This window comes from Candidatus Eisenbacteria bacterium (genome assembly GCA_005893305.1).
Taxonomy (GTDB): domain Bacteria; phylum Eisenbacteria; class RBG-16-71-46; order SZUA-252; family SZUA-252; genus WS-9.
In genome coordinates, this window is sequence record VBOZ01000017.1 from 26,300 (window position 1) to 37,731 (window position 11,432).

At 66.3% G+C, this 11,432-nt stretch carries 15 protein-coding genes and 1 tRNA gene; all 16 read left to right on the forward strand.

Annotation, left to right across the window (positions count from 1 at the left end):
- Positions 1-5: 5 nt before the first annotated feature.
- The 16 genes from E6K79_06440 (at position 6) to E6K79_06515 (ending at position 11,408) form a co-directional block, all read left to right on the forward strand.
- A complete protein-coding gene (locus E6K79_06440) occupies positions 6-1,070 on the forward strand; it encodes a glucose-1-phosphate thymidylyltransferase (GenBank protein TMQ64675.1) in 1,065 nt (354 codons plus the stop codon).
- Between the two features lie 5 nt (positions 1,071-1,075).
- On the forward strand, positions 1,076-1,936 hold the full coding sequence (rfbD, locus tag E6K79_06445; GenBank protein ID TMQ64676.1) for a dTDP-4-dehydrorhamnose reductase: 861 nt from the start codon (positions 1,076-1,078) through the stop codon (positions 1,934-1,936).
- A 41-nt stretch (positions 1,937-1,977) separates the two neighbouring features.
- The gene (locus E6K79_06450; protein ID TMQ64840.1) at positions 1,978-2,535 is read left to right on the forward strand and encodes an SIS domain-containing protein; all 558 of its coding nucleotides are present in this window, start codon (positions 1,978-1,980) and stop codon (positions 2,533-2,535) included.
- A 20-nt stretch (positions 2,536-2,555) separates the two neighbouring features.
- Positions 2,556-3,437, forward strand: coding sequence for a decaprenyl-phosphate phosphoribosyltransferase (locus E6K79_06455; protein ID TMQ64841.1), 882 nt, complete (start codon positions 2,556-2,558; stop codon positions 3,435-3,437).
- Positions 3,438-3,469: 32 nt separating this feature from the next.
- Entirely contained in the window at positions 3,470-4,309 is an 840-nt protein-coding gene (gene ispE, locus E6K79_06460; GenBank protein TMQ64677.1) for a 4-(cytidine 5'-diphospho)-2-C-methyl-D-erythritol kinase, read from the forward strand.
- 110 nt (positions 4,310-4,419) lie between these two features.
- Positions 4,420-4,710, forward strand: coding sequence for a septation regulator SpoVG (gene spoVG / locus E6K79_06465; GenBank protein ID TMQ64678.1), 291 nt, complete (start codon positions 4,420-4,422; stop codon positions 4,708-4,710).
- A 70-nt stretch (positions 4,711-4,780) separates the two neighbouring features.
- Positions 4,781-4,855, forward strand: a tRNA-Gln gene (locus tag E6K79_06470).
- Between the two features lie 296 nt (positions 4,856-5,151).
- A complete protein-coding gene (locus E6K79_06475) occupies positions 5,152-6,096 on the forward strand; it encodes a ribose-phosphate pyrophosphokinase (GenBank protein TMQ64679.1) in 945 nt (314 codons plus the stop codon).
- A gap of 31 nt (positions 6,097-6,127) precedes the next feature.
- Positions 6,128-6,835: a 50S ribosomal protein L25 gene (locus E6K79_06480; GenBank protein TMQ64680.1), complete on the forward strand. Its 708-nt coding sequence runs from the start codon at positions 6,128-6,130 to the stop codon at positions 6,833-6,835.
- A 79-nt stretch (positions 6,836-6,914) separates the two neighbouring features.
- Positions 6,915-7,445: a peptidyl-tRNA hydrolase gene (locus tag E6K79_06485; GenBank protein ID TMQ64681.1), complete on the forward strand. Its 531-nt coding sequence runs from the start codon at positions 6,915-6,917 to the stop codon at positions 7,443-7,445.
- Positions 7,432-7,815 (forward strand): 30S ribosomal protein S6, encoded by a 384-nt coding sequence (gene rpsF / locus E6K79_06490; GenBank protein TMQ64682.1) that lies wholly within the window; start codon positions 7,432-7,434, stop codon positions 7,813-7,815. The genes E6K79_06485 and rpsF overlap by 14 nt, the downstream gene beginning before the upstream one ends.
- Before the next feature lie 53 nt (positions 7,816-7,868).
- Positions 7,869-8,111: a 30S ribosomal protein S18 gene (gene rpsR, locus E6K79_06495; GenBank protein ID TMQ64683.1), complete on the forward strand. Its 243-nt coding sequence runs from the start codon at positions 7,869-7,871 to the stop codon at positions 8,109-8,111.
- Complete coding sequence (locus E6K79_06500; GenBank protein ID TMQ64684.1) at positions 8,095-9,090, forward strand: DUF2232 domain-containing protein; 996 nt, start codon at positions 8,095-8,097, stop codon at positions 9,088-9,090. The genes rpsR and E6K79_06500 overlap by 17 nt, the downstream gene beginning before the upstream one ends.
- A 13-nt stretch (positions 9,091-9,103) precedes the next feature.
- Positions 9,104-9,547: a 50S ribosomal protein L9 gene (locus E6K79_06505; protein TMQ64685.1), complete on the forward strand. Its 444-nt coding sequence runs from the start codon at positions 9,104-9,106 to the stop codon at positions 9,545-9,547.
- A complete protein-coding gene (locus E6K79_06510; protein ID TMQ64686.1) occupies positions 9,544-10,887 on the forward strand; it encodes a tetratricopeptide repeat protein in 1,344 nt (447 codons plus the stop codon). Before E6K79_06505 ends, E6K79_06510 begins: the two co-directional genes overlap by 4 nt.
- Before the next feature lie 5 nt (positions 10,888-10,892).
- Entirely contained in the window at positions 10,893-11,408 is a 516-nt protein-coding gene (locus E6K79_06515; GenBank protein ID TMQ64687.1) for a bifunctional nuclease family protein, read from the forward strand.
- The last annotated feature ends 24 nt before the right edge of the window (positions 11,409-11,432 follow it).

The window sequence follows — 11,432 nt, forward strand, 5'->3', positions numbered from 1 at the left end:
TGGCGATGAAGGCCCTGATCCTGAGCGGCGGCAAGGGAACGCGGCTTCGGCCGATCACCCACACGAGCGCCAAGCAGCTCGTGCCGATCGCGAACAAGCCGATCATCTTCTACGGGATCGAAGCGATCCGCGCTTCCGGGATCACGGACGTGGGGATCGTCGTCGGCGACACCGAGGCGGAGATCCGCGCCGCGGTGGGGGACGGGTCCGCGTTCGGGATCAAGGTCACGTACATCCGGCAGGACGCGCCGCGCGGCCTCGCGCACGCGGTGAAGGTCTCCCAGGGATTCCTGGGCGAGGACACCTTCGTGATGTACCTCGGCGACAACCTCATCCTGGACGGGATCACGCCGCTGGTCGAGGAGTTCCGGCGCGACCGTCCGAACAGCCAGATCCTCCTCGCGCGGGTCCCGCACCCGGAGGAGTTCGGCGTCGCCGAATTGGACGGAGATCGCATCAAGCGGCTGGTCGAGAAGCCGAAGGAGCCCAAGTCCGATCTCGCCCTCGTGGGCGTCTACATGTTCGACGCCACCATCTTCGAGGCGGTCGACGCGATCAAGCCGTCGTTCCGGAACGAGCTCGAGATCACCGACGCGATCCAGCACCTGATCGACCGCGGGCGGGTCGTACGGCACCACATCATCGACGGGTGGTGGAAGGACACGGGAAAGCTCGAGGACATTCTCGAGGCGAACCGCATGGTCCTCTCGCGCGCCAAGCGCTCGCTCCAGGGCACGCTCGACGCCCAGACGAAGGCCGAGGGCGAGGTGATCGTCTCGAAGGGGACCGTCGTCAAGAACTCGATCCTCCGCGGCCCGCTCACCCTGGGCGAGCGGTGCGTCATCGAGAATTCGTACATCGGACCGTTCTCGTCGATCTACGACGACGTGACGATCCGGAACAGCGAGATCGAGCACTCGATCGTCCTCGAGCGCTGCACGATCCAGGATGTCCCGGTCCGGATCGAAGCCAGCCTGATCGGCAAGGAGGTCAGCATCCAGCGCTCGCAGCGGAAGCCCTCGGCCTACCGCTTCATGCTCGGCGATTCGAGCTTGGTGGACGTCCTGTAGGGCCCATGCGTGTCCTGATCACCGGCGCGAACGGAATTCTGGGACGGGCCCTCTCCGAGCGGTTGGGGGGAGCGCACACGCTCTACCTCTGGGGACGGGACGAGGCCGACCTGACCGACGAGGCGCAGGTCCGCGGGGCCGGCAAGTCGATCGCCTTCGAGGCCGTCGTCCATGCGGCCGCGATGACCAACGTCGACGGGTGCGAATCGGAGCCCGACCGGGCCATGGCGGTCAATCGGGACGCGACGCGCCACGTGGCGGATCTGGCGCGCGAGCGGGGCGCGATCTTCGTCTACGTGAGCACCGATTACGTGTTCGACGGCTCCAAAGGGTCCCCCTACATGGAAGAGGATCCTACCGGTCCGATCAACGTGTACGGGCGAACGAAACTCGCGGGCGAGGAGGCGGCGCGGGCTTCGGGCGCGCCCTGCCTCGTGGTCCGCACCTCCTGGCTCTTCGGCCCGGGAGGGAAGAACTTCGTCGATACGATCGCGACGAAGCTCGGCCGCGGCGAGAACCTCGAGGTGGTCGACGACCAGCGCGGATCGCCGACCTACGCGCGGGATCTGGCCCACGCGATCGAGATCCTCCTTCGACGCGGCGCGCTCGGAACGGTCCACGTCACCAACTCCGGCCAGACCACCTGGCACGGTCTCTCCGTCGAGATCGCGCGGTATCTTGGATCCCCGGCCACCGTCGCGCCGACCACTTCCGAAAAATTCCGACGGCCCGCGCCGCGCCCCAAATACTCGGTCCTCTCGGGCGCGCGATTCCACGCGTTGACCGGGGAGAGCCTGAGACCGTGGGAGGAGGCGGTCCACCACTACCTGGCCTCCCGGAAGGCGATCGCGGGGGAGCCCGCGTGAAGCGCGCGAGCTCTGCGGTCGGCTCAGGGGTGGCGAGCTCGATCCGCCGCGGGCTGGAAGAGTCGGCGGGGCTCCTCCTCGAGCTGCTCGCGCGGGACGGGGCCCGGATCGAGCGGATGGCGAAGCTCTTCGGCTCGACCTTGGCGCGCGGCCGGACGATCTTCTTCTGCGGAAACGGCGGGAGTGCGGCCGAGGCGCAGCACCTTGCGGCCGAGCTGGTCGGGCGCTTCGTTCGCGAGCGCCGCGCGCTCCCGGCGGTGGCGCTCACGACCGACAGCTCGATCCTCACGTCCGTCGGGAACGACTACGGCTTCGCGCGCATCTTCTCGCGGCAGATCGAAGCATTGGGCCGCCGCGGCGATCTCCTCGTCGTGCTTACGACCAGCGGGAAATCGCCGAACGTCCTCGCGGCGGTCCGCGCGGCCCGGGCGCGTGGGCTTCGCGTGGCGGGCCTGACCGGCGCGCGCGGGGCCGCCTTCGCCCGCCGCTGCGATCTCTGCATCGTGGTCCCGAGCCGCTCCACGCCGCGCGTCCAGGAAGCCCACCTCGCCCTCGGCCATCTCTGCTGCGAGCGGGCGGAGGAGATGGCCCGGCGGTGATCCGCGACGTTCTGCGATCGATGCGGCCCTATCAGTGGACGAAGAACCTCGTCCTCTTCGCGGGCCTGGTCTTCACCCTCAAGATTCTCGAGCCGCCGTTCGTCCTGGCCGCCGTCGCCGGATTCTTCGCGTTCTCGATCGCGGTCTCGGGCGCCTACCTGGCGAACGACGTCCTCGACGTGGAGCGGGACCGGCTCCATCCCGACAAGCGGAATCGCCCGGTCGCGTCGGGCCGCCTCCCAATCCGCGCGGCCATGGCGTGGTCCGCGGTGCTTCTGGCCGCCGGCCTGGGCGGCTGCTTTTTCCTCGGACCGCGGTTCGGCGCGACGGCGGCCGCCTACGTGGCGCTCACGGTCGCGTACTCGCTCTTTCTCAAGCAGGTCGTGCTTCTCGACGTTGTATCGATCGCGCTCGGATTCGTGCTTCGCGCCACGGCCGGGGTCGAGCTCCTCCGGGATCGAAGCGGCGCCGGAGGACAGCAGATCGAGATCAGCCCGTGGCTTCTCCTCTGCGCGTTCTTTCTCGCGCTCTTTCTCGCGATCGGAAAGCGCCGGCACGAGCTCGCCGTTCTCGAAGGAGACGCGTCGCGCCACCGCGCGGCACTCGGAAGCTATAACGAGAAGCTCCTCGACCAGCTCGTGGCCGTCGTGACCAGCGCCACCGTGCTCGCCTACTCCATCTATACGATCGCTCCCGAGACGGTCGCCAAGTTCGGGGGCCGTCCCCTCTACCTCACCATCCCGTTCGTCCTGTACGGAATTTTCCGCTACCTCTACCTCATGTACGCGCAGGACAAGGGCGGCAATCCCTCCGAGCACCTGCTTCGCGACCGCGCGACCTTCGTGAACGTCGCCCTCTGGGCGCTTGCGGTTCTCGCCATTCTCACCTGGTCCCGCCGCTAGGTCATGGTCGCGCCCGCCGCGATCCGGGTTCGATGCCCGGCAAAGGTCAATCTGGGCCTGTGGGTTCTCGGACGCCGCGAAGACGGATACCACGAAGTCGATACGATCATGCAAGCGGTGACGCTCGAGGACGAGCTCACGCTCGAGGCGGCGCCGGAGGGCTTCGCGCTCCACACGCGCGGGATCCCGATACCAGCGGACGGCCCCAACCTCGTGGAGCGGGCTTGGCATCTCATCTCCGAGCGCGCGGCAGAGGCGAAATTCCTATTCCGATCGGAGCAGGGCTCGGCGGCGGGAGCAGCGACGCTGCCGGTTTACTCGCGGGAGTGAATCATCTGCTCGCGCTGAGGCTCACGAAGACCGAGCTTCAATCATTGGGGGCGCGACTTGGCTCTGACGTTCCTTTCTTTTTCGAGGGCGGAACGGCGCGCGCGACGGGCCGGGGCGAGAGGGTGAGACAACTTTGTCCCATCGAGCCCTTCTGGGCGGTCCTCGTAACCCCACCTATAGCAATTTCAACAACTTGGGCCTACGGCCGCATCAGATTTTATTTGACACCGAAATCGCGCGGAGCTACTCTCCTCGCGTCGGCGATCGGTAGCCGGGAGTGGGGCGCGGTTGCGGACGCGATGCACAACGTTTTCGAGGACGTTGTCCTTCCAGAGTTCCCAAGTCTCGCAGAGCTGAAGCGCTCACTCATCGGCTGCGGCACGGTGAATGCGCTGCTGTCGGGGAGCGGATCGACACTCTACGGTGTCACGCGCTCGTTCGACGAGGCGATGAGGGCCGCGAAGGGAATCGCGGGTCGGGGCGCTGAGGTTCGTGTGGTCAGGACTCTGGAGCGAGGCGTCTACGTTGCCCGACGTGCGTAATTTCATCGTCCCCCACGACGGCGGCAATGCGGTGCGAGGCCAGAGACATCGGTGAGGTCCTTAGGGCTTCGAGGGATCGGGGCCCGGAACTCGAGGCGGGTGAGACGGTTATGACACTCGAGATAACTGAAGTCCGCGTATCGCTCAGGGACGATGATAAGCTCAAAGCCTTCGCCAGCATGACGTTCAACGATGCCTTCGTGATCCGGGGTCTCAAGATCATCGAAGGCACCAACGGGATGTTCGTCGCGATGCCGAGCCGGAAGCGTCCGGATGGGACGTACCAGGATGTGGCCCATCCGATCAACAACGAGACGCGCAAGTTCATCGAGGATCGGATTCTCGACGAATATCAAAGGGAACGGGCGAAGCAGCCCTCCCTAATCGGAACGGTGCTCTAGAGGGCGTTTGTACCGTGGCGCCGATCCCTAGAGGTCCGATCGGGGGAAGGGATTCCTCGTGGTGATGCATTGGGGCGTCGGCAAGTGGTAAGCCAGGAGACTTTGGATCTCCCATTCGGAGGTTCGAATCCTCCCGCCCCAACCATACTGCCGCGGGAAGTAGTGAAGATAGGAACAACACACAACTGAGTCCGGCCGGCGGGCCGCGAGCGGTCCCCGTCTCGACCCAAGACAATTGACCTCGATCGCCGGGCCCCGGAGGCTTCGTCCTCCGGTCCAGCGAGCGCCGCGCGGCGCCTCGGGCCCGATTGACGAAGCCGTCAATCGGTCTTCGGGTCTTTTTTATTCGGCATCGTTTTCAGGGAGGTCGCGATGACTGTGAAGCTGGCAACGGATCGGCGCGCTGCGCCCTCGGCCAAGGCTCAACCAGAATCCCCGCGGATGCGCTCCGCGGAGACTCGCCTGCGCCTCTTCACGGGCAACGCCAACCGGCCGCTCGCGGCGGCGATCTGCGACTACCTGCAGATAGAGATCGGCGACGCCAGCGTGGACCAGTTCGCGGACGGCGAGACGTTCGTCAAGATCAACGAGAACATCCGAGGCTCCGACATCTTCGTGTTCCAGCCGACGTTCGCGCCGGCGACCAATTTGATGGAGCTCCTCGTGATGATCGACGCGGTGCGGCGCGCTTCGGCCCGGCGGGTAACGGCGGTCATTCCGTACTTCGGCTTCCAGCGGCAGGACCGGAAGGACCAGCCGCGGGTGCCGATCACGGCCAAGCTGGTGGCGAACTTGATCACGACGGCGGGAGCCGATCGCGTCATGACGATGGATCTCCACTCGGCGCAGATCCAAGGATTCTTCGACATCCCGTTCGATCATCTCTACGCGGCGCCGGTCCTGGTCGACTATTTCCTGCGCCTCCAGATCCCGAACATGGTGGTCGTGGCGCCGGACATCGGGAGCGTGAAGATGGCGCGCGCGTACGCGAAGCGGCTCAGCGCGAGCCTCGCCATCGTCGACAAGAGGCGGCCGCGGCCGGACGCGGTGGAGATGATGAACGTGATCGGTGAAGTGGACGGGAAGAACGTCGTGATCTTCGACGACATCGTGAGCACGGGCTCGACGCTGATCGAGGCGGCGCGGGCCCTGAAAGACGCGGGGGCGCTCGAAATCTACGCCGCCGCGACGCACGGCGTGCTCTGCGGCGACGCCAAGCGGCAAATCGACCGCTCGGTGGTGAAGGAGCTGATCGTCACCGACAGCCTCCCGCACGACCCATCCACCCTCCCGGAGAAGATCCGGGTCCTTTCGGTGGCTGATCTCTTGGGCGAGGCGATCCGTCGCATCCACGACGAGGAATCGCTCAGCTCGCTGTTTATCTGAAACGCGGAAGCACAATGGAGGAAGTGGCGACATGGGCACCCTAGCACTGAAGGGCGAGCGTCGGAGCGACGTCGGCAAGGGCGTCGCGAGGAAGCTCCGGATGACGGGTCGGATTCCGGCGGTCTACTACGGCCGCGGCGAGGAGCCGATTCCCCTCGTCGTGAGCTTGAAGGAATTGGAGGAGCTGATCCACTCGGCCGAGGGCTCGAACGTGATCGTCGACCTCCGGGTCGGGGGAGATTCTTCTCCGGAGCGGAAGGCTCTGATCCGCGAGATTCAGCGAGATCCGGTCGGGGGGACGATCCTTCACCTCGACCTGCAGCACATCTCGCTCACGGAGCGGATCATCGTCGAGGTTCCGATCGTGCTGCTCGGCACCCCCACCGGCGTGAAGGACGGGGGCGGAATTCTCGAGCACCTGCTCCGCGAAGTGGAGGTCGAGTGTCTTCCGACCGACATCCCGTCGCGCCTGGAAGTGGACGTGAGCGGCCTGAACATCGGCGACTCGCTCCACGTGAGCGACCTCAAGGCGGACCGGATCACCATCAAGACCGACGCGACACGGGCCATCGCCGCGGTCGTGCCGCCGACGATTCTCGAGGAAGTGAAGCCGGCGGAGGAAGCCGTCGTCACCGAACCCGAGCTCGTGTCGGGCAAGAAGGACGAGGAAGAGCAGGAGGACGAGGGAGAAGGAAAGGGCAAGAAGCCCGAGGCAGGCAAGGGAGGCAAGGAAGGTTAACGAGGTCAAGGTCGTCGTCGGCCTCGGGAATCCGGGCGCGGAGTACGAGGGCACCCGCCACAACGCCGGGTTTCTGGCGGTGGACGCGCTGTCGAAGCGAGTCGGTCGCTTCGCGGGCTTCCGCCGGGACGGTGGGTCGCTTCGCGGCGACGGGCGCGCGGGGCGTCACAAGGTGCTCCTGGTCAAGCCTCAGGAGTATATGAATCGAAGCGGAGCGACGATCCGCGCGCTTCTCGCGGAGGGGTGGATCGCTTCGGAGATTCTGGTGATCTACGACGACGTGTATCTGCCGTTCGGGACGCTTCGTGTTCGCGCCCGCGGCGGAACGGCGGGGCATCAAGGGCTCGAGTCGATCTTGGAAGCGACCGGGTCCGAGGAATTTCCGAGGCTTCGTATCGGCGTCGGTCCGGCGCCGCCCTCGGAAGAGCTCCCGGAGTACGTCCTGGGACGCTTCTCGGAAGAGGAGCGGGCGGGCGTGCCGCGGGTGATCGAGGCGGCGGCCGAGTGCGCGTTCGACGCGGCCGCAGAAGGTCTGACGCAAGCCATGAACCGTTGGAATCGGTTCGGACGCGATACCACGGAGGAGCGAGGGGACGATGAAACTGTATGAAACGACGGTGGTCTTCGACCCCGGCCTCGAGGAGGCGCGGGTGAACGAAGAGGTGGAGAGGATCACGCAGCCGATTGCGCAGGCGGGCGGCGAGGTGATCGAAGTGCAGCGTTGGGGCAAGCGCAAGCTCGCCTACATGATCCGCAAGCGCCGGGACGGCACGTACGTTCACGTCAAGCACAAGAGTCCGCCCGAGCTGATCGCGGAGATGGACCGCCGCTTTCGGCTGAACGAGAGCGTGCTCCGGCATCTCACGGTGCTTGCCGTAAAGGAATCGAGGAAGACCCTGGCAGCGGCCGCGGAAGCCGCGGCGAAGGCCGCCGAGGCAGCCTCGGCGAGCCCGGTCGCGGCAGCGCCGGCGGCGGAGTAGGGCTTCGGCGCCCGATGACGATTTCCCTGGGACCCGACTCTTAGGAGGTATGGATGGCTCGCGAAGGCGAAGCGAGATCGTTTCGACGTAAGTTCTGCAAGCTCTGTTTCGACAAGGTGGACCGGATCGATTACAAGGATGACCGGCGGCTTACGCGGTTCATCACCGACCGCGGGAAGATCGTGCCGCGCCGGATCTCGGGCACGTGCGCCCGTCACCAGTCTCAGATTACCGAGGCCGTGAAGCGCGCCCGCATCCTGGCGCTCCTCCCGTTCACGAGTGAGCAATACCGCTGACGCCGGCCGGCCGGCCGCCCTCCTCGAGGGCGCCCGCGCCGTCGGCGTTCTGCTGCTCGGCGCGGGGCTGATCGCGGCCGCTTCGAGCGATGTACCGGCCCCGATCCCCTGGGCGTACGGCCTTCTTCCGGTCGGCATCCTCTGGCTCGCGCGGCGCGTGGGATTGCTCCTCGGAGCGCTCGCGGCAACGGCGACCCTGGGGGCGGTCTACTCCGCGGGGCTCCGCGAGCCGTCGCAGCTCTTCTTCGTGGCCGTGCTGGCGGGATCGGGATTGTGTCTCGCTTCCTGCGCGCGCCGCGGAGTGGGCGCCTCGACGACGCTCGTGCTCTCCGCGACGCCGGTGCTGGCCGTGGGAGCCGCGTATCTCATCTTCGGCGGGCTGGACGAGCTGAGCCGCCTTCTCGCGCTCCGGATCGAGGAGTTGCGCCGCCTCGAGAGCGAGCACCGGGTGTCGCAGGCGCTCGGTCTCTCGGCCGCCGATTTCGAGCTGGCGCTCGAAAAGACCGGGAAGATCTGGACTCTGCTTCTGCCGTCGCTGTTTGCCTTGAAGTGGGTCCTGGTCATGGCGATCAACTGCTGGCTCGCGTCGGTGCTGTTCCAGGACGAGGAGGGGTTCCCGTCCTTCGCGGAGTTCTCCACGTGGAGGGTCCATCGCGCGGGGGCCTGGGCGGTGGCGTTGGCGCTGGTCCTGATCGTGACGCAGGTGAAGCCGGCGGTGGAAGCCGGGGTGAACCTCGCCTTTCCGCTCGCGGTGGCGTACACCATCCAGGGCTTCGCGGTCGCGCGGTTCATGTCGATCGCGTTCGAGCTTCGTGGGATCATTCAGGCGGCGATCCTGATTTTGATCGTTCTCATGCCGATTCTCCTGGTCGTGTTTTTGGGGATCGGCTTTTTCGACGCGTGGTACGATTTCCGCCGCCGCGCCGTGCTGGGCCCCTCGGGCTCGCTCGGCGACGGTAGTGGCGGCGACGAAGGCTAGAGAGGGAGGAACGATGGAGATCATTCTGCTCGAGGACATCACGGGGCTGGGGAAGCGCGGAGCGGCCGTGCGCGTCGCCGACGGCTATGCCCGAAACTATCTGCTGCCGCGCAAGAAGGCGATCGCGGCGACCGGAAACTCGCAGGCCGTGTTCCGGGATCGGGAGCGGGCGCGGGTTTCCCTGGAACAGAAGCAGCGTCAGTCGGCGGAGACCCTTCGCGATCGACTGGCCGGCGTCTCGCTCCAGTTCAGCGCCCAGGTGGGCGAGGAGGACCAGCTCTACGGGTCGATCACGGTGGTCGACATCCAGGACGCGCTCAAGGCCCAGGGCTACGACGTGGAGCGAAAGAATATCCGGCTGGCGGAACCGCTGAAGGCGCTCGGGGTGTTCGAGGTGCCGGTTCATCTATTCCAGGACGTCGAGGCGCCCGTGAAAGTGTGGGTTGTGCGGAAATGATTCGACAGGTTAAATCGAACGGACGCCCGCCCCGCTCCCTGGCGCCGCTCCTGCTCGCGCTCCTCTCGCTCTCCGCCTCGTTTCTGATCGGGTGTTCCGGCGGCCCGAAGCCGGCCCAAGGCACGGGCGCCGCCTCGCGTCCCGGCGCAGCCGGGAAGGCAAAGGTCTGGCGGCCGGCCGGGCACGATACGCTCGGGCCGACCCTCGCGATCGTGGGCGGCAGAAGGATCACCCGCCACGACGTGGACTCCCTGATCGCCACCGCGCCGCCGTCGGCTCAGAGCCAGCTGCGCGATCCGGACGGATATCGTGACGTGGTCAAGCGGATGGTCGTCCAGGAAGCGGTGTACAACGCCGCGGTGCGCGCCGGCCTCGAGCGGGACTCATCCTACCTGGCGCAGGTCAAGCTCAGCTCGCGCGACCTCCTCATGCGACGGTTCTACGAGATGAAGATCCAGGCCCTCCCCGCGATCGAGGACTCGGGGCTCAAGACGTACTACGAGGCGCATCAGCAGGAATTCGCGATCCATGCCCGCGCAAAGGTCCGCCACATCGTCGTGCCGACCCGGGCGAAGGCGCTGGAGATCCGGCGGGCGCTCGAGAAGGGGGCCCTCTGGGATCAGACCTGCGCGAAGTACTCGACCGACAAGGCCACCAAGGGCGACGGCGGGCTCATCGGCTGGGTCGCCAAGGACAGCGATCTCGTGCCCGGAATCGGGAAGGCGCCCGCGATCGTGGCCGCGGCCTACTCCCTCCCGATCGACCAGATCAGTCAGCCGCTCCAGGGCGTGTCCGGCTGGCACTTGATCCGGGTCGAGACGCGCGAAGACGAAACCGTCCAGCCGTTCGAGGCGACGAAATCGCGAATCGCGACGCGCCTCAAGTCGGAGCAGCGGGAGAAGTACGGGAAGACGTTCACCGACTCGCTCCTCCAGTCCAGCGCGACCATCTTCGACGACTCGATCAAGGTCGCCCTGAAGCCGAGCAAGACCGCGGAGGACTATTTCAAGGAGGCGCAGGCCGCGGTGACCCCGCTTCAGCGGATCGAGCTCTACAAGGAGCTCGTGAAGCGCTATCCCGACGAGAAGGTCTCGATCCAGGCGCAGTTCATGATCGGCTTCACGTACGCGGAGGAGATGGGGGAATACGACCTCGCCCGCAGGGAGTTCGAAGAGTTCCTCCGGGTCCATCCCGACTCGGAGCTCGCCGGGTCCGCGAAGTGGATGATCGAGAACATGGGATTGCCCGGCCCCGATTTGAAAGATGACGACTCCGGGGGCGAGGGCGGCACGTCGGCCGGCCCCGACTCGGGGAGGGCGGGACCGGGAGGATCGAAGTAGCCGCCATGAGCATGATCCCCGTTCGGGTGGGCGGTCTCGCCATCGACGAGCGATCGAAAAGCCCTGTGGTCATACTTCAAGAGATTGAAGGCACGCGGGTGCTCCCCATCTGGATCGGACCGAACGAGGCGACCGCGATTCACATGGAGCTGGTGGGGAAACGGTATCAGCGGCCGCTCACGCACGATCTCCTGGTCAACGTCATCGAATCCCTGAAAGGGAAGGTCTCGCGCGTGGTGATCACCGACCTCAAGGACACGACCTTCTTCGCCAACATCTACCTGGATGGGGGCTCGGGCGCGGTCCCAGTCGATGCCAGGCCCAGCGATTCGATCGCGGTCGCGCTCCGCACGCGGGTCCCGATCTTCGTCGTGGACGAGGTCTTCAAGAAGTCGGCGCGCCAGCCCGGTACGGCGACGCCCGCCGAGAAGTCCCCCGAGGAGAAGGCGGAGGAGCTGCGCCGCTACCTCGAGGAGATGAACCCCGAGGACTTCGGGAAGTGGAATCCCGAAGATCTCTAGCCGGCGAGATCCTCCCATCGCGGC